23 protein-coding genes and 1 pseudogene are annotated in these 24,046 nt (G+C 72.9%); 17 read left to right on the top strand and 7 right to left on the bottom strand.

Going from position 1 to position 24,046, the window contains the following annotated elements:
- Positions 1-137 precede the first annotated feature (137 nt).
- Complete coding sequence (locus DSZ44_RS15670) at positions 138-1,661, top strand: ATP-dependent DNA ligase (RefSeq protein WP_110853570.1); 1,524 nt, start codon at positions 138-140, stop codon at positions 1,659-1,661.
- On the opposite strand, the gene DSZ44_RS15665 is transcribed toward DSZ44_RS15670, so the two are convergent.
- Positions 1,662-2,795, bottom strand: coding sequence for an MFS transporter (locus tag DSZ44_RS15665; RefSeq protein ID WP_110853569.1), 1,134 nt, complete (start codon positions 2,793-2,795; stop codon positions 1,662-1,664).
- An 80-nt stretch (positions 2,796-2,875) separates the two neighbouring features.
- Here DSZ44_RS15665 and DSZ44_RS15660 point away from each other — a divergent pair, with 80 nt between their 5' ends.
- The 3 genes from DSZ44_RS15660 to DSZ44_RS15650 are packed head-to-tail and all read left to right on the top strand — an operon-like array spanning position 2,876 to position 4,187.
- Positions 2,876-3,463, top strand: a complete 588-nt coding sequence (locus DSZ44_RS15660; RefSeq protein WP_110853568.1) for a TetR/AcrR family transcriptional regulator — start codon at positions 2,876-2,878, stop codon at positions 3,461-3,463.
- A gap of 32 nt (positions 3,464-3,495) precedes the next feature.
- The gene (locus tag DSZ44_RS15655) at positions 3,496-3,789 is read left to right on the top strand and encodes an ArsR/SmtB family transcription factor (protein WP_110853567.1); all 294 of its coding nucleotides are present in this window, start codon (positions 3,496-3,498) and stop codon (positions 3,787-3,789) included.
- The gene (locus DSZ44_RS15650; RefSeq protein ID WP_110853566.1) at positions 3,786-4,187 is read left to right on the top strand and encodes a VOC family protein; all 402 of its coding nucleotides are present in this window, start codon (positions 3,786-3,788) and stop codon (positions 4,185-4,187) included. Before DSZ44_RS15655 ends, DSZ44_RS15650 begins: the two co-directional genes overlap by 4 nt.
- Here DSZ44_RS15650 and DSZ44_RS15645 read toward each other — a convergent pair.
- Together DSZ44_RS15645 and DSZ44_RS15640 are read right to left on the bottom strand one after the other, a co-directional pair.
- Positions 4,184-5,641 carry an alanine/glycine:cation symporter family protein gene (locus DSZ44_RS15645; RefSeq protein ID WP_110853565.1) on the bottom strand — a complete coding sequence of 486 codons (1,458 nt, stop codon included), beginning with the start codon at positions 5,639-5,641 and terminating at the stop codon, positions 4,184-4,186. The genes DSZ44_RS15650 and DSZ44_RS15645 overlap by 4 nt on opposite strands.
- Before the next feature lie 94 nt (positions 5,642-5,735).
- Positions 5,736-7,562 (bottom strand): S8 family serine peptidase, encoded by a 1,827-nt coding sequence (locus DSZ44_RS15640; RefSeq protein WP_110853564.1) that lies wholly within the window; start codon positions 7,560-7,562, stop codon positions 5,736-5,738.
- Positions 7,563-7,735: 173 nt separating this feature from the next.
- Between DSZ44_RS15640 and DSZ44_RS18440 the strand changes: the two genes are divergently transcribed.
- From DSZ44_RS18440 to DSZ44_RS15615, 6 genes are all read left to right on the top strand, one after another.
- On the top strand, positions 7,736-7,891 hold the full coding sequence (locus DSZ44_RS18440; RefSeq protein WP_181424684.1) for a hypothetical protein: 156 nt from the start codon (positions 7,736-7,738) through the stop codon (positions 7,889-7,891).
- Positions 7,888-8,250, top strand: a complete 363-nt coding sequence (locus DSZ44_RS15635) for a hypothetical protein (protein WP_110853563.1) — start codon at positions 7,888-7,890, stop codon at positions 8,248-8,250. Before DSZ44_RS18440 ends, DSZ44_RS15635 begins: the two co-directional genes overlap by 4 nt.
- On the top strand, positions 8,247-8,441 hold the full coding sequence (locus DSZ44_RS15630) for a helix-turn-helix transcriptional regulator (RefSeq protein WP_110853562.1): 195 nt from the start codon (positions 8,247-8,249) through the stop codon (positions 8,439-8,441). The genes DSZ44_RS15635 and DSZ44_RS15630 overlap by 4 nt, the downstream gene beginning before the upstream one ends.
- A 72-nt stretch (positions 8,442-8,513) precedes the next feature.
- Positions 8,514-11,171, top strand: a complete 2,658-nt coding sequence (locus DSZ44_RS15625) for a DEAD/DEAH box helicase (protein ID WP_110853618.1) — start codon at positions 8,514-8,516, stop codon at positions 11,169-11,171.
- Positions 11,168-11,662, top strand: coding sequence for a Cys-tRNA(Pro) deacylase (gene ybaK / locus DSZ44_RS15620; RefSeq protein WP_220035229.1), 495 nt, complete (start codon positions 11,168-11,170; stop codon positions 11,660-11,662). Before DSZ44_RS15625 ends, ybaK begins: the two co-directional genes overlap by 4 nt.
- On the top strand, positions 11,659-12,306 hold the full coding sequence (locus tag DSZ44_RS15615; RefSeq protein WP_110853560.1) for a pentapeptide repeat-containing protein: 648 nt from the start codon (positions 11,659-11,661) through the stop codon (positions 12,304-12,306). The genes ybaK and DSZ44_RS15615 overlap by 4 nt, the downstream gene beginning before the upstream one ends.
- Positions 12,307-12,324: 18 nt before the next feature.
- Here the strand turns inward: DSZ44_RS15615 and DSZ44_RS15610 are convergent, their stop codons facing one another.
- Positions 12,325-13,035 carry a TetR/AcrR family transcriptional regulator gene (locus tag DSZ44_RS15610; RefSeq protein WP_110853559.1) on the bottom strand — a complete coding sequence of 237 codons (711 nt, stop codon included), beginning with the start codon at positions 13,033-13,035 and terminating at the stop codon, positions 12,325-12,327.
- Positions 13,036-13,120: 85 nt separating this feature from the next.
- On the opposite strand from DSZ44_RS15610, the gene DSZ44_RS15605 reads away from it, so the two are divergent.
- The 4 genes from DSZ44_RS15605 to DSZ44_RS15590 all read left to right on the top strand — a co-directional run bounded on the left by DSZ44_RS15605 (position 13,121) and on the right by DSZ44_RS15590 (position 16,741).
- A complete protein-coding gene (locus tag DSZ44_RS15605) occupies positions 13,121-14,137 on the top strand; it encodes an NAD(P)-dependent alcohol dehydrogenase (protein ID WP_258369605.1) in 1,017 nt (338 codons plus the stop codon).
- Positions 14,138-14,217: 80 nt separating this feature from the next.
- The gene (locus DSZ44_RS15600) at positions 14,218-14,928 is read left to right on the top strand and encodes a DUF4389 domain-containing protein (protein ID WP_110853558.1); all 711 of its coding nucleotides are present in this window, start codon (positions 14,218-14,220) and stop codon (positions 14,926-14,928) included.
- Positions 14,925-15,860, top strand: a complete 936-nt coding sequence (locus DSZ44_RS15595; protein WP_110853557.1) for an ABC transporter ATP-binding protein — start codon at positions 14,925-14,927, stop codon at positions 15,858-15,860. The genes DSZ44_RS15600 and DSZ44_RS15595 overlap by 4 nt, the downstream gene beginning before the upstream one ends.
- On the top strand, positions 15,857-16,741 hold the full coding sequence (locus DSZ44_RS15590) for an ABC transporter permease subunit (RefSeq protein ID WP_110853556.1): 885 nt from the start codon (positions 15,857-15,859) through the stop codon (positions 16,739-16,741). The genes DSZ44_RS15595 and DSZ44_RS15590 overlap by 4 nt, the downstream gene beginning before the upstream one ends.
- 159 nt (positions 16,742-16,900) lie before the next feature.
- Here the strand turns inward: DSZ44_RS15590 and DSZ44_RS15585 are convergent, their stop codons facing one another.
- Both DSZ44_RS15585 and DSZ44_RS15580 read right to left on the bottom strand, forming a co-directional pair.
- Positions 16,901-18,175, bottom strand: a complete 1,275-nt coding sequence (locus tag DSZ44_RS15585) for a glycosyltransferase (RefSeq protein ID WP_110853555.1) — start codon at positions 18,173-18,175, stop codon at positions 16,901-16,903.
- 54 nt (positions 18,176-18,229) lie between these two features.
- Positions 18,230-18,877, bottom strand: a complete 648-nt coding sequence (locus DSZ44_RS15580) for an SRPBCC family protein (RefSeq protein WP_110853554.1) — start codon at positions 18,875-18,877, stop codon at positions 18,230-18,232.
- Between the two features lie 486 nt (positions 18,878-19,363).
- Between DSZ44_RS15580 and chvE the strand changes: the two genes are divergently transcribed.
- From chvE to mmsB, 3 genes are all read left to right on the top strand, one after another.
- Positions 19,364-20,536 carry a multiple monosaccharide ABC transporter substrate-binding protein gene (chvE, locus tag DSZ44_RS15575; protein ID WP_502530292.1) on the top strand — a complete coding sequence of 391 codons (1,173 nt, stop codon included), beginning with the start codon at positions 19,364-19,366 and terminating at the stop codon, positions 20,534-20,536.
- Positions 20,537-20,613: 77 nt separating this feature from the next.
- Positions 20,614-22,155, top strand: coding sequence for a multiple monosaccharide ABC transporter ATP-binding protein (mmsA, locus tag DSZ44_RS15570; RefSeq protein ID WP_110853552.1), 1,542 nt, complete (start codon positions 20,614-20,616; stop codon positions 22,153-22,155).
- Positions 22,152-23,327: a multiple monosaccharide ABC transporter permease gene (mmsB, locus tag DSZ44_RS15565; protein WP_110853551.1), complete on the top strand. Its 1,176-nt coding sequence runs from the start codon at positions 22,152-22,154 to the stop codon at positions 23,325-23,327. Before mmsA ends, mmsB begins: the two co-directional genes overlap by 4 nt.
- Before the next feature lie 292 nt (positions 23,328-23,619).
- Here the strand turns inward: mmsB and DSZ44_RS18435 are convergent.
- Positions 23,620-24,046, bottom strand: a pseudogene (locus DSZ44_RS18435) (alkaline phosphatase); the annotation flags it as partial.

The raw sequence follows: 24,046 nt of genomic DNA, 5'->3' as shown, positions 1-24,046 counted from the left end.
GCCGAGCGCTGAGTTGTTAGCCGGCACGCCAGGAACAACTCACCTCTCGGCGCACGAGGGGACCTCGCCGACGGCCGAGCTGCTGCTCCCCGTGCGGACACCGCGCGTCGGCCGAGCCGCGCTGCCACACTCGGCGCATGCTCTTCGCGCGCCTCGCCGAGACCTCCGCGGCCGTCGCCGCCACGCGTTCCCGGCTGGAGAAGCGTGCGCTGCTCGCGGCGACGCTGCGGGAGGCGCAGGAGGAGGAGATCGACGTCGTCGCGACGTACCTCTCCGGCCGGGTGCGCCAGCGCCGCACGGGTGTCGGGTGGCGCAGTCTCGCCGGCCTCCCGGGGCCCGCTCCGGCACCGTCCCTCACGCCCACCGACGTCGACGCGCGGCTCGAGGTGGTCTCCGCCCTCGCCGGGACCGGCTCCCAGGCCGGCCGGGCCGCCGCCGTCGCCGATCTCTTCGGCGCCCTGACCGAGCCGGAGCAGCTGTTCCTGCGCGGGCTCGTCCTCGGCGAGGTGCGCCAGGGGGCGCTGGACTCGCTCCTCATCGAGGCGATCGCCGACGCCACCGGCGTGCCCGTCACCGCCGTGCGCCGCGCCGCGATGTTCAGCGCCGTCACGGGCCCGGTCGCCCGCGCCGCCCTCACCGGCGGCGTCGAGGCGCTCGAGGACTTCCGCCCGGCGGTGCTCCAGCCGGTCCGCCCCATGCTCGCCTCCGCCGCCCCCGACCTCACCGCCGCTCTCGCCAAGCTCCGCGACGACGACGACGGCGCCCCGGTCGTCGCCGACGGCAAGATCGACGGGATCCGGGTCCAGGTCCACAAGGCCGGCGACGAGGTCGCCGTCTTCACCCGCTCGCTGGACGACATCACCGAGCGTGTCCCGGAGATCGTCGAGGTGGTGCGCGCCCTGCCCGCCACCGAGCTCGTCCTCGACGGCGAGGCCATCGCCCTTGGTCCGTCCGGCCGTCCGCGCCCCTTCCAGGAGACGGCCTCACGCACCGGCAGCCACGACGGCGCCGCGGGGGCCACACCCCTCACCGTCTACTTCTTCGACCTCCTCCACCGCGACGGGACGACGCTCGTCACCGCACCGGCGAGCGAGCGCCTCGCCGCGCTCGAGGAGGTCGTCCCCGCCTCCGCGCTCGTCCCCCGCCGGGTCACCGCCGACGCCGCGGAGCTCGACGCCTTCTTCCGCGAGATCCTCGCGCTCGGCCACGAGGGCCTCGTGCTCAAGGACCTCACGGCCCCCTACGACGCCGGCCGCCGCGGCGCCGCGTGGGTGAAGGTCAAGCCGCGCCACACCCTGGACCTCGTCGTCCTCGGGGTCGAGTGGGGCAGCGGGCGGCGCCAGGGGAAGCTGTCCAACATCCACCTCGGCGCCCGCGACGGCGAGGGCTTCGTCATGCTCGGCAAGACCTTCAAGGGCATGACCGACGAGATGCTCGAGTGGCAGACGAAGCGCTTCCTCGCGCTCGAGACGGGCCGCGAGGGGCACGTCGTCCACGTGCGGCCCGAGCAGGTCGTGGAGATCGCGATCGACGGTGTGCAGCGCTCCACCCGCTACCCCGGCGGCGTCGCGCTGCGCTTCGCGCGGGTGCTGCGCTACCGCGACGACAAGGCACCGGCCGAGGCGGACACCCTCGAGTCCGTGCGCGGACTGCTCGGCTGATCAGCGGCGGACCGGCACGGCGTCAGCGCCCGGACGTGCGCGCGGTCGGACGACGACGAGCGTCGCCACCCCGCCGACGGCGCCCGCCGTGGAGAAGGCCACGACCGCTGAGGTGGCGCCGAGGAGGCCGCCGACGAGAACCGCACCTGCCGCCTGCCCCAGGGCGAGCGCGACGAACAGCAGGACGGTGGCACCGGCCGACGCCTCCGGCACGGTGCGGACCGCCCAGACGATGAGGACGCCGGACAGCGCGGTGTAGCTCGCACCGAACACGGCCACGGCGGCCACGGCCGGCGCCCCCGCGGGGACGAGCCCGAGAACCACGGTGGAGGCCGCCATCGTCCCGGTCGTGAGCATCCACGCGGTCCGCAGGTCCCACGCCTGCACGAGCGGTCCGGCGACCGCTCCGAGCACGCCGAACGCCCCCAGCACCATCCACGCGGCGACCGATCCCGTCTCGGACGCGGACTCCATGACGGAGCGGCCGAAGGTCCACACCGCCGCGCTTGAGGCTCCCCCGAGCACGGCGGCGACGATCGGTCGGGCCAGCCGCCCGAGCGTGGCACGTCCCGGGCGCAGCGAGCGATCGCCGGACGGACCCGGCGCCCGGTCGGCGCGCAGGCTCGCGACTGTTGCTGTCGCCGCCAGCACGGCGATGGCCACCCAGGCGAGGCGCCACTGTGCGCCGGCGCCCGTCGCGAGCGCGCCGGCGAGCACGATGCCGGCGCCGGTTCCCGCGTTGACGGCCGTCTGGGCCGTCTCCTGGCGCTCGGGCGCCACGTTGCGCTCGACGACGGACACGAGACCCGGCGTCGCGAAGCCGGCCCCCGCGCCGGCGACGAGCACGCTGAGCGCGAGAGCACCGGCGCCCGGCGCCAGCGCGACCCCGAGGCTTCCGACGGTCGCCGTCAGGCCGGCGACCCCCACCACCGCGCGTGGGTGCGCCCCCAGGCGTGAGGCGAGCAGGGCCGCCCCGCTGTAGGAGAGGAAGCTCCCGGCCTGCACCGCCCCGGCCACGGCCGGGCCGAGGGCGAAGGACTCCTCGAGCCGGGGCAGGAACAGGCCGTAGCCGAAGCGCGCGAGGCCGTAGGTCGCCGCGATGAGAGCCATGCCGCTGAGCACGACGCGAGCCATCCTCCACCTCCCGATATCGAAACGTTCGTTACGTGGAACCGTAACGATCGTTCTACCGAAACGCTCGTTACGGTGGGGGCATGCCCACCCGACCCCCTGCCCGCGACCGCCTCCTCACGGCGGCCGACGCCGTCCTGTTCGAGCGCGGCGTCCGCACCACGCCGGTGGACGAGCTCCTGCGCCAGGCCGACGTCTCGCCGGCGACGATGTACGCGCACTTCGGCAGCAAGGAGGCACTGGTCGCCGAGGCGCTCCGCCGGCGCCTGAGCCGGTGGCAGCAGGTGTGGGACGCCCACGTCCTGGCCGCGGACGACGACGTGTCGCGACTCCTCGCCCTCTTCGACGCGCTCGCCGCCTACCGCGAGGAACGCACGGCACGCTGGTGCGCCTTCCTCGCGACCGCCGCCGAGCACCTGGAGGAGGGCGAGGTCGCCGACGTCGTCACGGCCGACACCGCCCTCCTGTCCGAGCGGCTCCTCCACCTCGCGCGCCCCGTCGCCGGCGCCCGGGCCCAGGAGCTGGCCGACGAGGTGCTCCTCGCCTACACCGGGACGCTCGCCAGCTTCCTGCGCGGCACCCCGGACTCGGCCATCACCGTCGGCCGCCGTCTGGCCGAGTCGGCGGCGCGAGCGCACCTCGTGGACCCCGCGAGCACGACGGGGTCTTGACAGGCAAGTTGTCACTTGCCTATAAAGGAGGGGTGGACGACGACGCCGTCCTGTACAGGGCGATCAGCGACCCCACCCGGCGGACGATCCTCGACGAGCTGACCGAGCGTGACGGGCAGACACTCTTCGAGATCTGCGGCCGGCTGGCCATGAAGCACGGCTCGACCTCCTCGCGGCAGGCCATCTCCCAGCACCTCGCGGTGCTCGAGGAGGCGGGCCTGCTCCGCACCCGGCGGGAGGGCCGCTACAAGTTCCACCACATCGACACCCGGCCGTTGCGCTCGATCACCGAGCGCTGGCCCACCCGAGAGGAACCCGTCCCATGATCCGTGTGACCGTGACCAGCGTGCTGGTCGACGACCAGGCCAAGGCCCTGGAGTTCTACACCGAGAAGCTCGGCTTCACGAAGAAGACCGACGTCGCCGCGGGCGAGGCCCGTTGGCTGACGGTCGTCTCCCCCGCCGACCCCGACGGCGTGGAGCTGCTGCTCGAGCCGGACGGGCACCCGGCTGCGAAGACCTTCAAGGAGGCGCTCGTCGCCGACGGCATCCCGTGGACCCAGTTCGCCGTCGACGACGTCCACGCCGAGGTCGAGCGCCTCCAGGGCCTCGGGGTGCAGTTCACCCAGGAGGCGACGGACTACGGGCCGGTCGTCGTCGCCGTCCTCGACGACACGTGCGGCAACCTCATCCAGCTCGCGATGATGAAGCCGGCGGAGGGCTAGCTCGACCGCTCCGCGGTCGGGACCCGGTCGCGGTCGACCCACACGTCACCCGGCAGGTCGCCGGGCAGCAGCGGGTTGCCGCGCCCGAGGAAGACGCCGAGCTCGCGGCCGCGGAACTGCTCGTAGTCGCGCAGCGCCCCCACCGCCCAGCGGCCGAGGAGCAGGATCGCGACGAGGTTGACGATCGCCATGAGCCCCATGGCGATGTCCGCGACGGTCCACACGAGGGCGAGCTCGGCCAGCGCCCCGACGAGCACGGCGCCGGTGACGAGCGTGCGCAGGGCGAACGGCGCCCACCGTCGACGGGTGAGGAAGTCGACGTTGATCTCCGCGTAGGTGAAGTTGCCGAGGATGGAGGAGAAGGCGAAGACGAAGACGAGCACGGTCATCGGCAGCGTGACCCAGTCCCCGAGCGACGCCGCGGCGGCCGCCTGGGTGAGGGCCGCGCCCTGCTCCTCGGTCGTCTCACCGGGCGTGTAGACCGACGGGCCGGCGAGCAGCACGATGAACGCGGTCGCCGAGCACACGAGGATCGTGTCGACGAAGACGCCGAGGGACTGGATGAGTCCCTGCTGCGCCGGGTGACGCACGGTGGCGGTGGCGGCGGCGTTGGGGGCCGAGCCCATCCCTGCCTCGTTGGAGAACAGCCCGCGGCGCGCACCGTTGAGGACGGCGGCGAGAAGTCCCCCGCCGGTACCGGCGAGCGCCTCGTCCAGCCCGAAGGCACCGCGCACGATCGTCCCGACGACGTCGGGCAGGGCGCCGAGGTTGAGGACGATGACCGCGAGCGCGACGAGGACGTAGACGAGCGCCATGAGCGGTGCGAGGAGCTCGGCGACCCGCGCCACCGCACGGATCCCACCGAACACGACCGGCGCGGTGAGGAGGACGAGGAGGGCGGCGGAGACCCACGCCGGCACGCCGTGCCCGGACTCGAGCGTGGCGGCGATCGTGTTGGCCTGGACCATCTCGAAGGCGAAGCCGAAGACGAAGATGAGCAGGACGGCGAAGACGGCGCCCCAGCCGCGCGAGCCGAGACCCTGCTGGATGTAGAAGGCCGGACCGCCGCGGAAGGTGCCGTCGCGCCAGCGCACCTTGTACATCTGGGCGAGCGTCGCCTCGACGAACGCGGTGGCCATGCCGACGAGCGCGACGACCCACATCCAGAAGATGGCGCCCGGACCGCCGAGGGTCAGCGCGATCGCCACCCCCGCGATGTTGCCGGTCCCCACACGCGAGCTGACGCCGATGGCGAAGGCCTGGAAGGAGCTGATCCCGCCGTGGCTCTCCCCGCGCGAGCGGGCGATGACCGAGACCATCCGGGTGAAGAGACGCACCTGGACGCCGCGGGTGCGGACGGTGAAGTACGCGCCGGCGCCGACGAGCAGTGCGACGAGCACGTAGGTGTACAGGCCGTCGCTGACGTCCCCCAGGACGTTGTTGAGCGTGTCCACATCTACTCCCCCGGCGGTGGTCACCCCCGGCGGGTGACGCGACGGCGGCACGTTACTCCCCGGCGGGGACGGCGGCGCGCGGAGGGCGCGCCGCTCACGGGTCCGTGTGGAGCTCGGCCGGTCGTTCGAGGACCACCGCGCGGACCACCTCCCTCAGCTTCTCGGGGAGCGCGTCCAGGGGCAGCGAGTCACCCTGCGCGCTGGTCCACCCGCCGTCGTCCGCACGGACCGGCTCGGCGGCGAAGACCCGCGCGAACACGGCCGGGGGCGCGGCGATGGACAGGGTGGGACCGGAGGCGGGACCGACCGTGAATCCCGCCTGCCCGAGCGCGCCGGCCACCTCCCGTACCGTTCCGGCGGCAGGCAGCCACTCGCTGCTCGTGGCAGCGTTGAAGGAGGTCGGCTCCTGCCCCGACGGCGAGCGGAGCATGACGAGCGCCACCGCCGTGTCCCCCTCGGCCCCGGCCCCCAGGGCCGCGACGGCCGCGGCGGCGTCCACGAGCCCGGGACCGGTGGCGAGGTCGGGCCCCGTCCCGGCGGGCTCGCCGAACTCGGGGTGGTTGGTGCCGGTGGTGACGTCGCGTGCCGTCGCGGCGAGCACCTCCCGCACCCGGCCCGGCGTGGTCCCGGGCGCGGCCTGGGCGAGCAGCGCGCACACCCCGGCGAGCTGTGGCGCCGCCGCGGAGGTGCCGCTGAAGGCCGCCCACCCGTCGTCGGGCGCCGTCTCGTCCCCCTCGGGGTGGGTGCCGCCGGCGTTGCCCCGGTCGATCGTGCAGCCGGGCGGCACGGGCAGCATGAGGTACATGGCCGCGGGCAGCAGCCCGACGAGCCCGCTGACGTCCGGCACCCGGCGGCCGGGGTAGACGCGCGAGACGAAGCCGCTCGCGTAGTCCGAGGCCCGCAGGCTGCCGTCCGGCCCCTGGTAGACGCCGCCGGCGGAGATGACGTCGGGGTGCTGCCCCGGGAAGCCCCACGAGCCGTTGCCCGCGGAGAACACGACGACGACGCCGTCGGCCACCGCCGCCGCGACCGCCGCCGCCAGCGCCTGGTTCGCCGCACTGAGCGGGGGGCCGGGCTGGCTGGAGCCCCAGCTGTTCGTCACGATGTCCGGGTCCAGGGCGACGGCTGCCGTGAAGGCCGCCGTGACGTTGACGAGCGCGCCGGAGGCGGTGGCCGCCTTGACGGGCAGGAGCGTGGCGTCCGGGGCGGCGGCGAAGACGTTGGCGGCCTCACCGGTGCCGTGCCCGTTCTCGTCGACCTCGGGGTCCGCGGTGCCGGGCCCGAGCACGGTGGGCTCCACCCGGTACCCACGGGAGGTGAAGAAGGGGTGGGCCTGGAAGCCGGTGTCCACCATCGCCACCCGCACCCCCTGCCCCGTCACGCCGTCCCGGTGCGGCGCGTCGGCCCGCAGCGCGGCGGCGAGCTGGTCCGGGAGCGTGAGGTGCCAGTAGTCCACCGGCGGCGGGTCGGCCGTCGGCGCCGGGCCGGGCGGCACCGACGCCGGGTAGTACGGCTCCTCGATGGCCACGGCCGCGACGACGTCCGCGAGCGGCGAGCCCGTGGTCTCGAGGAGCCCGGGCACCGGGCTGCCCTCGGAGTCGATGAAGGTCCCGGTGTCCCGCACCGACCCGGGCTTGACCACCTCTCGCTCCTGCGTGTGAAGCCGCCGCCCGAAGACCCGCTCGAAGAGCTCGGGCGGACCGGCGACGTTGACGAGGAGGCGCGAGGTGTGGAGCACCTCGAAGCCCACCTCCGTCAGCGCCGCCGCGGTGCGGGCGACGTCCTCGTCGGTGGCGTAGAACCGCTCCACCGTCTCGGCCGTCACGACCTGCCCCGGCGCGAAGAGCGGGGCCGGCGCCCCGCCCGGCTGGCAGAGCGCGTAGACGCGCTCCGGGAAGTTCCGACCGGTCGTGCCCACCATGGCTGCCCCCTCGCTCCGTGCGGTGATGGACCAACCGTAGGACCGACCACGGACAACCGCCGGGCGGCCGGGTGGCGTCCCGGGGCTGACGCCGGCCCAGGGGTTGACGGTCCCTCCCCGTCCCTGACACGCTCGTGTCACGTAGACCTTACATTTCGACAAGGAGACTTGACATGGATCGCACATCCACGCGACTCACGGTGGGAGCCGCCGTCGCCATCGCCATCGGCGCGGGCGCTGCGCTGGCCGCATCGATGGGCGCGGCCGGCTACGCGCTCGGGGTGGCGCTCGGCGTCGCCCTCGTCATGGCCTCTCGCGCCCGCCGATGAGGTCGTTCGCCGCGCTCGTCCTCGCCTACGCCGCCCTGCTCGCACTCTCCTTGTGGCTGCTGTCCGGGGACCGCGTGACGGACCCGGCGTGGCGGTACGTGGTGGCACTGCTCCCCGTCCCCGCCGGCGTCGGCATCGTCGCCAGCGGGGTCGCGCGGTACCGCCGGATGGACGAGGTCCTGCAGCACATCCACCTGCTCGCGCTCTGCGTCGCGTTCGCGGTGACCACCGTCGTGACGTTCACGTGGGGCTTCCTCGAAGGAGTCGGACTGCCGCGCCTGGGCGCGTTCGGCGCCTTCGGGCTGCTCGTCGGCTCCTACGCCCTCGGGCTGCTCTGGGCACGGGGCCGCTACCGATGAGGAACCGACTCCGCGTCATGCGCGCCGAGCGGGGGTGGACGCAACAGGACCTTGCCCAGCACCTGCAGGTCTCCAGGCAGGCCGTCAACGCCGTGGAGACCGGCAAGCACGACCCCTCACTCCCGCTGGCCTTCCGCCTCGCCCGCACCTTCGGGTGTGCCATCGAGGACATCTTCGAGCCCGACGAGTGAGCCGGACGGCGGGTCGGCCGGGTCGACCGGCCGCCCGCCGTCGGTGCCCTCTGCGAGACTGGCGGCGTGACGATCACGGTGCACGAGCTCAACGCCCTGCTGGACCGCCTCGAGGACGAGTCAGGACCGGACGGCGCGCTCGATCCCGACGCCCTGTACGAGGGCTTCACCTCCTGGGCCGAGGGAACCGGGCGCCCGCTCTACCCCCACCAGGAGGAGGCGCTGCTCGAGATCACCACCGGCTCCCACGTCATCGTCTCCACGCCCACCGGCTCAGGGAAGACGATGATCGCGCTGGCCGCGCACACCGTGGCCCTGGCCCGCGGTGAGCGCACGTACTACACCGCCCCGCTCAAGGCGCTCGTCTCGGAGAAGTTCTTCGACCTCGTCGCGCTCTTCGGCTCGCACAACGTCGGCATGGTCACGGGCGACTCCGCGATCAACCCCGAGGCGCCGATCATCTGCTGCACCGCCGAGATCCTCGCCAACCAGGCGCTGCGCGAGGGCGCCGGGCTGGACGTGGGCGTCGTCGTCATGGACGAGTTCCACTTCTACGCCGACCCGCAGCGCGGCTGGGCCTGGCAGGTCCCCCTCCTCGAGCTGACGAACGCCCAGTTCGTCCTCATGTCCGGCACGCTCGGGGACGTCTCCTTCTTCGAGCGGGACCTCACCCGGCGCACGAGCCGGGAGGTCGCCGTCGTCGCCGGCGCCGAGCGGCCCGTCCCGCTCACCTTCGACTACTCCCTCGAGCCCATCCAGGACCTCCTCCAGCGGCTCGTCGAGCAGGGCCGCTCCCCCGTCTACGTCGTCCACTTCGCCCAGAAGGACGCCGTCGAGCGGGCCCAGTCGCTCACGTCCGTCACCGTCGCCTCCCGCGAGCGCCGCGACCAGATCGCGACGGCGATCGGGGACTTCCGCTTCGCCAAGGGCTTCGGCCAGACGCTGTCCCGGCTCCTGCGTCTGGGCATCGGCGTCCACCACGCCGGCATGCTGCCGCGCTACCGGCGGCTCGTCGAGCGGCTCACCCAGTCCGGGCTGCTCGCCGTCGTCTGCGGCACCGACACCCTCGGCGTGGGGATCAACGTGCCGATCCGCACCGTCGTGCTCACCTCGCTGACGAAGTTCGACGGCGAGCGCTCCCGCCACCTCACGGCGCGGGAGTTCCACCAGATCGCCGGGCGCGCCGGCCGCGCGGGGTACGACACCACCGGCGAGGTCGTCGTCCAGGCCCCCGAGCACGTCATCGAGAACGCCAAGGCGCTCGCCAAGGCGGGCGACGACGAGAAGAAGCGCCGCAAGATCGTCCGGAAGAAGGCGCCGGCCGGCGTCGTCAACTGGACCGACAAGACCTTCGAGCGCCTGCGTGACGCCGAGCCCGAGGCGCTGACGAGCCAGTTCGCCGTGACCCACACGATGGTGCTGTCGGTGCTCGCCCGCCCGGGCGACCCGGTGCAGGCGATGCACCGCCTGCTCACCGACAACCACGAGCCGCCCACCACCTGGAACCCCCACCTGCGCCGCGCCGCGGAGATCTACCGCTCCCTGCGGACGGCGGAGGTGCTCGAGCACCGCGACGCCGCCTGGCGCCGCGCCCACCCCGGCGAGCCGTACGTCCGCCTCACCGTGGACCTGCCGCGCGAGTTCGCGCTCAACGCGCCGCTGTCCCCCTTCGCGCTCGCGGCCATCGACCTGCTCGACGCCGAGTCCCCCGAGTTCGCCCTCGACGTCGTCTCCGTCATCGAGGCCACCCTGGAGGACCCGCGCCCGCTCCTGTACGGGCAGCAGCGCCACGCGCGCGGCGAGGCGATCGGCGCGATGAAGGCCGAGGGCATGGAGTACGAGGAGCGGATGGAGGCGCTGGAGGAGATCACCTGGCCGCGCCCGCTCGGCGAGATGCTCGAGCCGGCGCTGGCCACCTACCGGCAGACCAACCCGTGGGTCGGGGACCAGGAGCTCAAGCCGAAGTCCGTGGTGCGCGAGATGGTCGAGAACGCGATGACCTTCTCCGAGCTCGTCTCCCGCTACGACGTCGGGCGCAGCGAGGGCGTGGTCCTGCGCTACCTCACCGACGCCTACCGGGCGCTGCGCCAGGTGGTGCCCGACCGTGCCCGCACCGAGGAGGTCGAGGAGATCATCGGCTGGCTCGGTGACCACATCCGCTCGGTCGACTCCAGCCTCCTGGACGAGTGGGAGTCCCTCATGGGCTCCGGTGAGCCCGCCGCGCCGGCGGACTCCGCCGACGGCGTCGAGCGTCGCTTCGGTGAGGGCGAGGACGGCGAGCCGGTCGCCTTCACGCGCAACCGCCACGGTTTCCGGGTGACGGTCCGCAAGGCGCTGTTCACCCGGGTGGAGCTCCTCGGGCGGGAGCACTACGAGCCGCTCGGGGCCATGCACGCCGCCGACGGCTGGGACGCCGAGCGCTGGGCGCAGGCGATGGACCCGTACTGGCAGGACTACGACTGGCTCGGCACCGACGTCGCCGCCCGCGCCGCCTCCCTCGTCACCATCGACGAGCGGCCCTCGCGCGAGGACCTCCTCCGCGCCGGCCTGCCCGAGGACGACGACGCCGCCCTCGCCCTGGCGGGCGACGGTCGCCTCTGGCTCGTGCGCCAGACCCTGGACGACCCGGAGGGTGAGCACGACTGGGGCGTCTGGGCCGTCGTCGACCTCGACGCGAGCGACGCGGCGCAGGGCGCCGTCGTGCGGGTGCTGGACGTGGGGCCGCGGTGAGCCGCCGCGCGGCACCGGCGGGCACGCCCGCCCTGCGCGCCCTCCAGCAGGCCGGGGTGACGCACACCGTCCGCGAGTACACCCACGACCCGCGCAGCGAGCTGTCCTTCGGCATGGAGGCGGCCCAGGCCCTCGGCGTCGATGCCGCCCGGGTGCTCAAGACGCTCGTCGCGGAGGTCGACGGCGCACTCGTCGTCGGGGTCGTGCCGGTCACCGGCGAGCTCGACCTCAAGGCCCTGGCCGCCGCCGTGGGCGGCAAGCGCGCCACCATGGCCGAGCCGGCAGCCGCGGAACGGGCCACCGGCTACGTCCTCGGCGGCATCTCCCCGCTCGGGCAGCGCCGCCGCCTCACCACCGTCGTCGACGAGACCGCCCTGGAGCACGGGACGGTGCTCGTCAGCGCGGGACGGCGCGGGGCCGACGTCGAGCTCGCGCCGGCGGACCTCATCGCCCTCACCGGCGCGCGCACGGCGCGGATCGGGCGGCCGTGACCCGGTCCGCCCCACGCTCCGTGCCCGAGCCGGACGTGCCCCCGCACCTCGAGCCCGGCGACGTCACCGCCCTGGACGACGCGACCACCGCCGGGGTCGACCTCACCGGCGCGGTCGTGCCCGGGCTGCGCGAGGCGCAGATCGAGGAGAGCGACCTGTCGCGCCTGCGGGCGGGCGGCGGGGACTGGGAGCGGGTGACGCTCGCGGACTGCCGGCTCGACGGCGCGGACCTCGCCAACCTCGTGTGGCGCGACGGCTCGCTGCTGCGCTGCTCGCTGCGCGAGGCCCGGATGACCGGCGCGCTGCTGGCCGGGGTGCGGCTGCGCTCGGTGCTGCTCGAGGGCGTGCAGGGCACGCTGACGAGCTGGCACGGCGCCCAGCTGCGCGGCGTGGTCCTGCGGGGCTGCGACCTGCGCGAGGCGACCTTCACCGACACCGTCATGGACGGCGTCCTCCTCGAGGACTGCGTGCTCAGCGGCGCGCAGCTGTCCGGCCTGCGCTGCCGCGACGTCCAGCTGCGCGGCTGCCGGCTCGACGGCGTCGGCGGGGTGAGCGGCCTGCGCGGTGCCCGCGTCGCCGAGGAGGACGCGATCGCCCTGCTCCCCGCCCTGGCCCGCGAGCTCGGCCTCACCCTCGGCGGCTGAGGCAGGCCGCACCCCGGGCTACCGCGCCGGCGACGTCCCGGGAGCCGGCGCTTCGCCGTCGCCGTCGCGCAGGGACCGCTCGAGGGCGTCGAGGACGACCCCGAGCCCGAACGTGAACTCGTCGCCGAAGTCGTAGCCCGGGGTCATCACGCGCTCGTGGGCGTACTCGTGCAGGCGCGGATAGTCCTCGGCCGGGAGCTGTGCCGCGATGCCCGCCACCACCTCGGGAGCGGCGTCCCGGTCGAAGGGCAGCGCCGCCTCCTGGACCGCGAACCCGTACACGAAGGCGTCCAGCAGGGCGTAGGCGTGCCCGGTCATCGCCAGGGAGAACCCGGCGCCCCGGAGGGTGTCGAGCATGGCCTCGTGGTGCCGCAGGGTGGCGGGGCCGGGGGCGGACCGCGACTCCATGAGCGAGATCGCCCAGGGATGGCGCCGCAGGACGCTGCGTGCGGACTCCGCCCGGCGGGAGACCTCCTCCCGCCACTGACCGCCGGCCGCGGGAAGCTCGATCTCGCCGAAGACCCGGTCGACGATGCCGTCGAGGATCTCGTTCTTGTTCGCCACGTAGTGGTACAGCGCCATGGGCTTGACGCCGAGCTCCGTGGCCAGCGAACGCATGGTGAGCGATCCCAGGCCTCCCGCGTCCGCGACCGCGATGGCGCGGTCCAGCACCCGTTCCCTGCTCAGCGGGGCGCGATCTGCCTCGCCCGTCCGCCCGACCTCCGCCACGCCACGCCCCTTCCGCTCCCGTACTTAGTACGCTAATCTTACCGTACTAAGTACGACACCGCCTCTCCGCTCGGAAGGAACGCACATGGCCACTGAGGGCCAGCACGTGTCGCTCGCAGGCCTCGACACCGGCACGATGCGCGCGATCGTGCACGACCGGTACGGCAACGCCGAGGTGCTCCACCTGGCGCGCGTCCCGCGCCCGAAGGTGGCCGACCGCGAGGTGCTCGTCCGGGTGCGGGCCGCGGGCCTGGACCGCGGGGTGTGGCACGTCATGCGGGGACTGCCGTACGCCGGCCGCCTCGCGTTCGGCCTGCGGCGACCGCGCGACCCGGTGCTCGGCTTCGACGTCGCCGGCACCGTCGTCGCCGTCGGCTCGTCGGTGACACGCTTCGCCGTGGGCGACGACGTGTACGGCTTCGGCACGGGGGCCTTCGCCGAGTACGCGGTCGTGCCGGAGCGCAGCCTCGCGCCCAAGCCCGCCAGCCTGTCCTTCGCGCAGGCCGCCGTGGTCCCGGTCTCGGCGGTCACCGCCCTCAAGGGCCTGCGCGACGCCGGGAGGCTCCAGGCGGGCCAGCACGTGCTCATCACGGGCGCGTCCGGCGGCGTGGGCAGCTACGCCGTCCAGCTCGCCAAGGCTCTCGGGGCCGAGGTCACCGCCGTCGCGAGCACCGCCAAGCTCGACCTCGTGCGCTCCCTCGGCGCCGACCACGTCCTGGACTACACCCGCGAGGACTTCGCCGACGGTGCGCGGCGCTACGACCTCGTCCTCGACATCGCCGGCAACCCCTCGATCGCGCGCCTGCGCCGCGCCCTCACCCCCACCGGGACGGCCGTGATCACCGGCGGTGAGGACGGCGGCCGGATCACCGGCATGGGTCGGCAGCTGCGCGCGGTGGCCCTCTCCCCCTTCCTCCGCCAGCGCCTGACGACCTTCGTCGGCACGGTGCGCTCCGCGGAGCTCGAGCAGCTCACCGAGTACATCGAGGCCGGGACGGTGACACCGAGCCTCGACCGGACCTACCCGCTCGAGCAAGCGTCCGATGCCATGCGCCGCCTGGAGGCGGGCGACGTCCGCGGAAAGGTCGCCCTCACCGTCTGAGCGCCGCGACGCCGGACCCCCGCACCACACCGTTTCACCGAGCACAGCTTCGGGAGACCGGAGCGGAACAGGCGGTCGTCATGACCACCGCAGCCCCACTCGCACCCCGCCCCTTCCCGGTCCATGTCGACGGCGTCAGGGCACCGGCCCTCTCCCGCTGGCTCTGGCTGGTGAAGTGGGTGCTGATCGTCCCCCACTACCTGGTGCTGGCCTTCTTGTGGGTCGCGTTCGTCGCGGTCAGCATCGTCGCCCTCGTGGCCATCGTCATCACCGGCAGGTACCCCCGCGCGCTCTTCGACTTCAACGTCGGCGTGCTTCGCTGGAACTGGCGCGTGAGCTACTACGCCTACGGCGCACTGGCCACGGACCGCTACCCGCCCTTCACCCTCGGCGAGGTGGCCGACTACCCGGCCCGCCTGCAGGTCGACTATCCCGAGCACCTCTCACGAGGGCTCGCCCTCGTGAAGTGGTGGCTGCTCGCCATCCCTCACTACGTCGTCGTCGGGATCCTCGTCGGCGGAGCGGCCACAGCGACCCACCGGGTGACGAACGGTGACGAGCGCTGGGACGGTGGCCTCATCGGTCTCCTCGTCCTCGTCGTCGGCGTCGTCCTGCTCTTCACCGGCACGTACCCGCGCGGACTCTTCGACCTCCTCCTCGGGCTGAACCGGTGGGTCATCCGGGTGGCCGCCTACGCCGGCCTCATGACCGACGTCTACCCGCCCTTCCGCCTGGACATGGGCGAGCACGAGGACCTCACACTGCACGCACCAGAAGGGCCACGGCCATGATCGAGGCACTCGGACTCACCAAACGCTACGGCGAGAAGACCGCCGTCGACGACGTCAGCTTCACGATCCCCCCGGGATCAGTCACCGGGTTCCTCGGTCCCAACGGGGCGGGGAAGTCCACCACGATGCGGATGGTCGTGGGGCTGGACCGGCCGTCGGCCGGGACGGTGACGGTCAACGGCAAGCCGTACGCCCACCACCGCTCACCCTTGCGCGAGGTCGGCGTGCTGCTGGACGCCAAGGCCTTCCACTCCGGGCGCACCGCCCGCTCGCACCTGCGCACCATGGCCGCCACCCACCACCTCCCTCGGAGGCGGGTGGACGAGGTCATCGAGATGACAGGGCTCGCCGGCGTCGCCGGCAAGCGCGTCGGCGGGTTCTCCCTGGGCATGGGGCAGCGCCTGGGGATCGCCGCCGCGATGCTGGGCGACCCGCGCACCCTCATCCTCGACGAGCCGGTCAACGGGCTCGACCCGGAGGGCGTGCAGTGGGTGCGCCACCTCGTCCGCGAGCTCGCGAACGAGGGACGGACGGTCTTCCTGTCCTCCCACCTCATGAGCGAGATGGCACTGACCGCTGATCAGCTGCTCGTCATCGGCCGCGGCAGGATCATCGCCGCCGGGCCCGTCATGGAGGTCATCGAGTCCGTGACCGGCTCGACCGTGCGCGTGCGCTCCCCCCGTCTGTCCGAGCTCGCCGGCCTCCTGCGAGCGGACGGCGTCGTCCTCACGGCCACGGAGGCGGGGCGGCTGGAGGTGCAGGGACTGTCAGCCGAGCAGATCGGGGAGGCCGCCGGCGCCCACGGCATCGTCCTGCACGAGCTCAGTCCACGGTCCGCGAGCCTGGAGGACGCCTACATGAGGCTCACCCAGGACGCCGTGGAGTACCACTCCGACACCCCACACACCACCCAGAGAGCCGGCACCCGATGAGTACCGTCCTGCGCACCGAGCCAGGCACCCCCGAGCCCACCGCGCCCGTGCCGGCCTCGCCCGAGCCGGCCACCGCTCCCGCGGCGGGCGCCCACCTCAGCTTCACCGGGGTGATGCGCGGGGAGTGGATCAAGCTGCTCTCCCTGCGCTCGACGTGGTGGGTGCTGGCCCTCGCCGTCGCGCTCATGACGCTCTTCGCCCTCGGCCAGTCCATGTCTCTCGACATGCTGGCCGACTCCCCCGAGGCCGCCGCGCTCGGCATGATCCACGGCGCCGAGATCGTCTCCGGCGGCTACCCCCTCGGCATGGTGACGATCGCGGTGCTCGGTGCCCTGCTCATCACCGGGGAGTACTCCACCGGGATGATCCGCTCCTCCCTCACCGCGGTGCCCACCAGGTGGCCCGTGCTGGCAGCCAAGGCGATTGCCCTCGTCGTGCTGACCGTCGTGACCTCGGTGCTGAGCCTGCTGCTGTCCTCGGTCGTGGCCCGGTCGCTGCTCGCCGGGCACGACCTCGTCCCCGCCCTCGACGACCCCCAGACGTGGCAGATCTACGGTGGCGTCACCTACGTCCTCGTCGTCGCGGCCCTGTTCGCGCTCGGCATCGGCACCCTCGTGCGCTCGACCGCGGCGACGGTCACCATCGCACTGACCGTCCTGCTGCTCCTGCCCGGCTTCCTCGGCTTCATCACGCTGGACTGGGTGGAGGCGATCGTCGCTCACCTACCGATGCCGGCGGCGGCCGCCTTCGTCACCGTCAGCGACTCCACGCTCACCGACTCGAGCGACCTCACCGCGTGGACCGGAGTCCTCGTCGTCGCCGCCTACGCCGTCGTCCCGCTGCTCGCCGGGGCCGTGGTGCTGCGCCGGCGCGACGCCTGAGCCGCACCGGCGCCTCGCCCCTGGCTCGCGAGCCCGAGCACGCCCGTCGGCAGCCGAGCCGAGCGTCGATGGCGCCCGCTGGTACCACGGTGCGTCCGACCTGACCGGGCGCACCGTGGCACGGGCGGGCGCGCCGTCGGGACGAGCGTGTCGACCGACCTACCGCAGGTGGGCCTCGAGGAGGTCCGCGGCCGCCCGGGTGCCGCCGAGCGCGCGCAGCTCGGCGCCGAGGCGGGCGGCCGTCGCCCGGTACCGCGGGTCGGTGCTCACGGCGTCGTAGGCCGCGGCGATCGCGGCCGGGCGCGGGCGCCCGGTGCGGAGGTTGACGCCCGCGCCGTGCCAGCCGATCCGCGCGGCGATCTCCGGCTTGTCGAGGTCCCCACCGGCGACGACGAGCGGGACGTCGTGCCGCAGCGCCTGGAGCACACCGCCGTAGCCGCCGTTCGTCACCACGACGTCGGTCCGGGGCAGCAGGTGCGGGTAGGGCACCATCGGCGCGACACGCACGTTGGCGGGCAGCGGCCCGGGCAGCGGTGGCGTGCGGTGCCCGAGCCCGACGACGACGAACACCTCGCGCCCCGCGAGCGCCTCGACAGCGGGCAGGACGAGGTCGCGGGGGTCGACGCTCGCCGTGCCCTGGGTGACGTGGACGACCGGCACCGTCGCGCGCTGGACGTCGTCCCACCAGTCCGGGAGCGGGCCGGGTGAAGGCGCCGCGCCGTCGTCGGTGAGGTCCCCGACGAAGCGGATGTGCCCGGGCAGGTCGCTGCGCGGGTAGTCGAGGCCGGGCGACCCGGCGGCCACGACGAGCTGCGGGGAGTACCACATGGTCGCGAAGGTCTCGGCGTCGGCCGGCAGCCCGACCCGGCGGCGGGTGGCCTGGTAGCGACGGGCGAGCACCCTCGTGCCGGCGCCCGCGGCCGCGCCGAGCACGCGGTCGCGCGCCCGGCCGAGCGGTCCGTCGGCCGGGGTGAGCCCCAGGCCGGTCGGCGGGATCCCGGGGCCCGGCAGCCAGACCGCGATCGGGGAGACCGTGGCCCACCGCGAGCCGAGCCGCTCGGCGGCGAGGCGCGTGCCGAGAGCCATCGGGTCCCCGGCGAGCAGGTCCCAGGGCTCGGCCGCGTGAGCCCGCTCGAGGTCACGCGCCTGCGCGGGCGCGGTCCCGAGGAAGAGGTCCTCGAGGTTGACGAGCACCTGCCGGAACCCCTTGCGGCCGCGCATGCGCGGGAAGGTGGCGGCGAGGTCACGCTCGTCGACGTCCGGGGCCGCGTCCCACGGGACGGTGCGAGCCCCGACCTCCTCGAACAGCGCGGTGTACGAGCGGCCGGTGTACACGCGCACGTCGTGGCCCCGGCGGACGAGCTCCCCGGCGACCGCGCGCACCGGGCGGGCGTGCCCGGCGAAGGGCATCGCCGTCAGCATGATCGAGGCCACGGGACCATCGTCCCGCTCCAGCGTCCTCACCGACAGGGTCCGGGGACACCGGAGTCAGGACGTCACCGGCCAGCGCGGCCGTCCCCCTGCCCGCTCCTGGATCCCGCGCAGCATGCGGGCGGTCATGACGAAGCTCGCGACCTGGAGGAGCTCCACGCCCAGGCGGCTCCACACGTCCGGACAGACGTAGCGCTCGCGGACGAGCAGCCGGGTGGTGCCGTGCGGACCAGGCCGCAGGACGAAGGCCCAGGTGAAGCCTCCGGGCACAACCTGCCGTCCGGTGGGGCCCTCAGGGGCCCGGAGAACGAGGGCGTGCCCGGGCTCGACGACGACGGCGGTGAGCGGCACGTCCGCAGCGAGGTGGACCGGATCGCCGGGCGCGAGGTCCTGCCACTGCGGCACGATCTCCTCGGCGTTGTGGATGTCGAGGCCGAGCGCGCACTGCAGGCGGTCGTAGCTGTAGAAGCCGCCCCGGCCCTGCCCGAGCTGCGCGAGCCAAGGCCACACGTCTCCGGGCGACGCGCCGATGGTCACGGCGCGGGTCGCGACGACGGCGGCGGGCCCGAGGATGTCGTCGCCGGGGAGCGAGGTGCGCGCCTCGGCACGCGTGGCGCCCCAGTCACGCTTGGCCCGGCGGGCCACCTCGAGCACGAGGGCGAGCACGAGCAGCGGTGCCGTCCGGAGCACGGATCGCCCGGCCATCGAGTCCTCCCCTCCTCTCCCCCCAGGCTGACCCCCTCCCGCACGGACGGCCAGGGCCCAAGGTCCTCCCGTCGCCGGTCGTTCCTTGGGCCGACAGGCCGAACGCCCGGCCGTGAGGGAACACCGCGTCCGTGCGAGTGTGTGGGCTTGTGATCGAGTGCGCGTGAGGGCTACGGTGTCGCGACAACGAGAGCACCGCCGGGGCCGAGGCCGCCCGGCACCGCCCTCGGCGGCTCGGACCGACGCCCCTGGCGGCCGTGCGGGACGAGCCACAGCCGGCCCGCCGGTGTTACCGAATAGCAACCCGGCCTAGGACCAAGGATGTGACATCCGGCGCCTCGAAGGTTCAGAATGTTAGCGTGAACATTCGCCGCACCAGCGGCACCTGAGGAGGCGCAGCAGCCTCACCGCCCGACCATCCGGCCGGGCACTCAACGCCCGCCACCCGGCGGGCCGAACAACCCTCCACTCTCGAAGGAGAGAACATTGCGCACACGGAAGTTCGCAGCAGTCGCAGCGGGACTCACCATGACCTTCGCCCTCGCTGCCTGCGGCGGCGGCGGCGCCGGTAGCGGCGACGAGGCCACCGAGCCCGCGGGCAACGGCGGGGACACGGCCGCCTCCGGCGACCAGACCATCGGCGTCGCCATGCCCACGCAGACCTCCGAGCGCTGGATCGCCGACGGCGAGGCCGTCCAGAGCCAGCTCGAGGAGGCCGGCTACACGGTCGACCTGCAGTTCGCCAACGACGACATCCCCACGCAGACCCAGCAGATCGACCAGATGATCCTGCAGGAGGTCGACCTCCTCATCATCGCCTCGATCGACGGCACCGCGCTGACCAGCCAGCTCGACGCCGCCGGCGCCGCCGGCATCCCGGTCATCGCCTACGACCGCCTCATCAACGGCAGCGAGAACGTCGACTTCTACGTCACCTTCGACAACTACAACGTCGGCGTGCAGCAGGCCACCTCGCTGCTCGTGGGCCTGGGCCTCCTCAACCAGGACGGCTCGGAGAACCCCGACGCCCCCGAGGGCCCGTTCAACATCGAGGTCTTCGCCGGCTCACCGGACGACAACAACGCCGGATTCTTCTTCAACGGCGCGATGGACACCCTCAAGCCCTTCCTCGACGACGGCACGCTCGTCGTGACGTCCGGCCAGACCGACTTCGACACCGTCGCCACCCTGCGCTGGAGCCAGGAGGCCGCCCAGCGGCGCATGGAGGACCTTCTCACCTCCACCTACGGCGGTGGTCGCGAGGAGCTGCACGGGGTGCTCTCCCCCTTCGACGGCATCTCCCGCGGCATCATCACCGCGCTCCAGGGTGCGGGCTACGGCCCGACCATCGAGGAGGGCATGCCGGTCGTCACCGGCCAGGACGCCGAGATCGCCTCGGTGGCCCTCATCGACCAGGGTGTGCAGTTCTCGACGATCTTCAAGGACACCCGCAAGCTCGCCACCGAGTCCGTCCGCGCCGCGGAGGCGTTCCTCGAGGGCAACGAGCCCGAGGCGAACGACACCGACACGTACGACAACGGCGTCAAGGTCGTCCCGTCCTACCTCCTCGAGTCGGACATCGTCTACGCCGACAACATCACCGAGCTCCTCGTGGACTCCGGCTACTACACCGCCGAGCAGGTCGAGCAGGGCTCCTGACCTGACGGTGCGGGGCCGGGCAGCGCGCCCGGCCCCGCACACCCTCCACACCGCACAACCACGAGAAGTGAGGCGGCATGACCGACAACATCTTGGAGATGCGTTCCATCACCAAGACGTTCCCCGGCGTCAAGGCGCTCCAGGACGTGACCCTGGAGGTCCGGCGCGGTGAGATCCACGCGATCTGCGGGGAGAACGGCGCCGGCAAGTCGACGCTGATGAAGGTCCTCTCGGGCGTCTACCCCCACGGCACCTACGAGGGCGAGATCCACTACGACGGCGCAGAGGTGCGATTCGGGTCGATCAACGACTCCGAGGCGCACGGTGTCGTCATCATCCACCAGGAGCTGGCCCTGGTGCCGCACCTGTCCGTGGCCGAGAACATCTTCCTCGGCAACGAGGCCCGCGGCACCGGGGGGCTGATCAACTGGAACGAGACGAACTCCCGGGCCGCCGAGCTCCTCGACCGTGTGGGCCTCACCGAGAACCCCACCACCCCCGTCGGGCAGCTCGGTGTCGGCAAGCAGCAGCTGGTGGAGATCGCCAAGGCGCTGTCCAAGGACGTGCGCCTGCTCATCCTCGACGAGCCCACGGCGGCGCTCAACGACACCGACTCCGAGCACCTGCTCGGGCTGCTGCGCCAGCTCAACGCGCAGGGGATCAGCTGCATCATGATCTCCCACAAGCTCAACGAGATCGCCGACATCGCCGACCGCACGACCATCATCCGCGACGGGCAGACGATCGAGACCCTCGACATGGCCTCCCCCGAGGCCACGCAGGACCGGATCATCCGCAGCATGGTGGGCCGCGACCTCGAGCACCGCTACCCCGAGCGCACCCCGGACATCGGTGACGAGGTCCTGCGGGTGGAGGACTGGACCGTCCACCACCCCACGCAGGCCGGGCGCGTCGTTGTGGACAACGCGAGCTTCGACGTCCGGGCCGGTGAGGTCATCGGCATCGCCGGCCTCATGGGCGCGGGGCGCACCGAGCTGGCGATGAGCCTGTTCGGCCGCAGCTACGGGCGCGACATCTCCGGGCGGGTCTTCCTCCACGGCAAGGAGATCAAGGTCCGCACGGTGAGCGAGGCCATCAAGAACGGCATCGCCTACGTGAGCGAGGACCGCAAGCGCTTCGGGCTCAACCTCATCGAGAACATCCGCCGCAACATCTCCGTCGCGGGCCTGCGCAAGCTCGCGCCGCGCGGCTGGGTGGACGCGAACGAGGAGCTCAAGGTCGCCGAGGAGTACCGGGCCAACCTCAACATCAAGACGCCGTCCGTGCTCGCCACCGTCGGCAACCTCTCCGGCGGCAACCAGCAGAAGGTCGCACTGTCGAAGTGGCTCTACACCGAGCCGGAGGTCCTCATCCTCGACGAGCCGACCCGAGGCATCGACGTCGGCGCCAAGTACGAGATCTACACCATCATCAACCGCATGGTCGCGTCCGGGAAGGCGGTCATCGTCATCTCGTCCGAGCTGCCCGAGCTGCTCGGCATCTGCGACCGCGTCTACACCCTGGCGTTCGGACGCATCACCGGGCAGCTGCCGGTTGAGCAGGCCACCCAGGAGGAGCTGATGGCTCTCATGACCATGGAGAAGGAAAACGCACAATGACCGGCACCAGTAACGTCTGGGCGCTCATGACCCGGAACCTGCGGCAGAGCGGCATCCTCATCGCCCTGGTCGCACTCGTGGCGATGTTCTCGTTCATGCACCCGAGCTTCCTCAGCCCGGGCAACCTCACGAACATCGTCCTGCAGTACTCCTACATCCTCGTCCTGGCGATCGGGATGGTCATCGTCATCATCGGCGGCCACATCGACCTGTCGGTCGGGTCGGTCGTGGCACTGGCGGGAGCGGTCTCGGCCGTGCTCGTCGTCCAGGGCGGCCACCCGTGGTGGGTCGGCGTCCTCGCTGCGACGGGGGTCGGCCTGCTCGTGGGTGCGTGGCAAGGGTTCTGGGTGGCTGTCGTCGGCATCCCGGCGTTCATCGTCACCCTGGCCGGCATGCTGCTCTTCCGCGGCCTGACCGCCCAGGTCCTCGACAACGTCTCGCTGTCCCCCTTCGGCGGCACGTACTACAACATCGCCAACGGCTTCCAGAACGGGCTGCTCGGCGGGTACGGCTACGACGCGCTCACCCTCATCGTCTTCGGTCTGGCCGTGGCCGGCTTCGCCCTCGTCCAGGTGCGCAACCGGCGCGCCGCGCTGCGCTACAAGCAGGCGGTCGAGGCCTTCCCGCTGTTCATCCTCAAGATCGTCGTCGTCGGCGCCGTCGTCATGTGGTTCGGCTACCAGCTGGCTGTCGCGCGAGGCCTGCCGAACGTCCTCATCCTCCTGGCGATCCTCATCATCGTGTACACGGTGGTCACCCAGCGCTCGGTCTTCGGCCGGCACGTCTACGCGATCGGCGGCAACCTGCCGGCCGCGCAGCTGTCCGGCGTCAAGGTCAAGCGGGTGAACTTCCTCATCTTCGTCAACATGGGCTTCCTGTCCGCGATCGCCGGCATCGTCTACTCCTCGCGCATGAACGGCGCCCAGCCGGCCGCGGGTGAGATGTTCGAGCTCGACGCCATCGCCGCCTGCTTCATCGGTGGCGCGGCCGTCACCGGTGGTGTGGGGCGTGTGACGGGCGCGATGATCGGCGCGCTCATCATGGCCGTCATGACCAACGGCATGCAGCTCATGGGCGTCTCGTACTCCACGCAGCAGATCGTCAAGGGTCTCGTGCTCCTCCTCGCCGTGGCCTTCGACGTCTACAACAAGCGCCGCGCCGGGGCTCGCTGAGCCCACGTCGTCCCCGTCGTGAGGGCCGCTCCCCGTTCGGGAGCGGCCCTCACTGTTGTGTCCGCGAGGCCGTGAGGTGTGCGCGTCCTCCGGGGCACGAGCAGGCCGCGGACGGACACGCAGCCGAGCGCGGGGCGGCTGAGCCGCAGCGACGCTGCCGTCCCGCCCGGAGGACCGGCGCAGTCCTCCGACCCATGCGCGAGCCCGAGAGCTGAGCTCACCCGCCCCCGCAGACGCCGACAGCTGGGTCCCTCGCGGTGAGGGACCCAGCTGTCAGCGCTAGGGGCGAGGGTCAGCTCGACTTGGCCACGCCGGCCACGTCCTTCGTGATGGTGGCGCTGTGGCCACCGACCGGGCGGCGGACACCGAGGGTGTCGGTGCCGTCACCGTTCCAGTCACCCACGTACACCTCGTCGCCCAGGCGGCCGAAGGTCAGCACCGTGTCCGCGTCCCCGCCACGCAGGGAGTTGTTCACGTAGTACGTGCGGCCCCGCTGGACGGCCAGGGTGTCGGTGCCGTTGCCGTCCCAGTCACCGGTCAGGGTGACGTCACCGGCCCGGCCGTAGGTGAACACCGTGTCCGCGTCCCCACCACGCAGGGAGTTCTTCACGTGGTACGTCGCGGCCCGGCGCACCGCGAAGGTGTCCGTCCCGTTGCCGTCCCAGTCACCCACGAGCACCATGTCGGCCTCCCGGCCGTAGTGGAACACCACGTCGGCG

Origin of the sequence: Georgenia satyanarayanai (assembly GCF_900116375.1) — a bacterium.
Lineage (GTDB): Bacteria > Actinomycetota > Actinomycetes > Actinomycetales > Actinomycetaceae > Oceanitalea > Oceanitalea nanhaiensis.
Note: the sequence above shows the minus strand (reverse complement) of the source record. Positions and strands in the feature narration are given on the sequence as shown.

What these genes read in the sequence shown, in the direction of transcription:
- DSZ44_RS15665 (WP_110853569.1), bottom strand. Translation starts at nt 2,795, where the DNA reads ATGGCTCGCGTCGTGCTCAGCGGCATGGCTCTCATCGCGGCGACCTAC.
- DSZ44_RS15660 (WP_110853568.1), top strand. Translation starts at nt 2,876, where the DNA reads ATGCCCACCCGACCCCCTGCCCGCGACCGCCTCCTCACGGCGGCCGAC.
- DSZ44_RS15650 (WP_110853566.1), top strand. Translation starts at nt 3,786, where the DNA reads ATGATCCGTGTGACCGTGACCAGCGTGCTGGTCGACGACCAGGCCAAG.
- DSZ44_RS15580 (WP_110853554.1), bottom strand. Translation starts at nt 18,877, where the DNA reads ATGGCCGGGCGATCCGTGCTCCGGACGGCACCGCTGCTCGTGCTCGCC.
- DSZ44_RS15630 (WP_110853562.1), top strand. Translation starts at nt 8,247, where the DNA reads ATGAGGAACCGACTCCGCGTCATGCGCGCCGAGCGGGGGTGGACGCAA.
- DSZ44_RS15600 (WP_110853558.1), top strand. Translation starts at nt 14,218, where the DNA reads ATGACCACCGCAGCCCCACTCGCACCCCGCCCCTTCCCGGTCCATGTC.
- DSZ44_RS15590 (WP_110853556.1), top strand. Translation starts at nt 15,857, where the DNA reads ATGAGTACCGTCCTGCGCACCGAGCCAGGCACCCCCGAGCCCACCGCG.
- DSZ44_RS15605 (WP_258369605.1), top strand. Translation starts at nt 13,121, where the DNA reads ATGGCCACTGAGGGCCAGCACGTGTCGCTCGCAGGCCTCGACACCGGC.
- DSZ44_RS15595 (WP_110853557.1), top strand. Translation starts at nt 14,925, where the DNA reads ATGATCGAGGCACTCGGACTCACCAAACGCTACGGCGAGAAGACCGCC.
- mmsB (WP_110853551.1), top strand. Translation starts at nt 22,152, where the DNA reads ATGACCGGCACCAGTAACGTCTGGGCGCTCATGACCCGGAACCTGCGG.
- DSZ44_RS15640 (WP_110853564.1), bottom strand. Translation starts at nt 7,562, where the DNA reads ATGGTGGGCACGACCGGTCGGAACTTCCCGGAGCGCGTCTACGCGCTC.
- DSZ44_RS15670 (WP_110853570.1), top strand. Translation starts at nt 138, where the DNA reads ATGCTCTTCGCGCGCCTCGCCGAGACCTCCGCGGCCGTCGCCGCCACG.
- DSZ44_RS15635 (WP_110853563.1), top strand. Translation starts at nt 7,888, where the DNA reads ATGAGGTCGTTCGCCGCGCTCGTCCTCGCCTACGCCGCCCTGCTCGCA.
- DSZ44_RS18440 (WP_181424684.1), top strand. Translation starts at nt 7,736, where the DNA reads ATGGATCGCACATCCACGCGACTCACGGTGGGAGCCGCCGTCGCCATC.
- mmsA (WP_110853552.1), top strand. Translation starts at nt 20,614, where the DNA reads ATGACCGACAACATCTTGGAGATGCGTTCCATCACCAAGACGTTCCCC.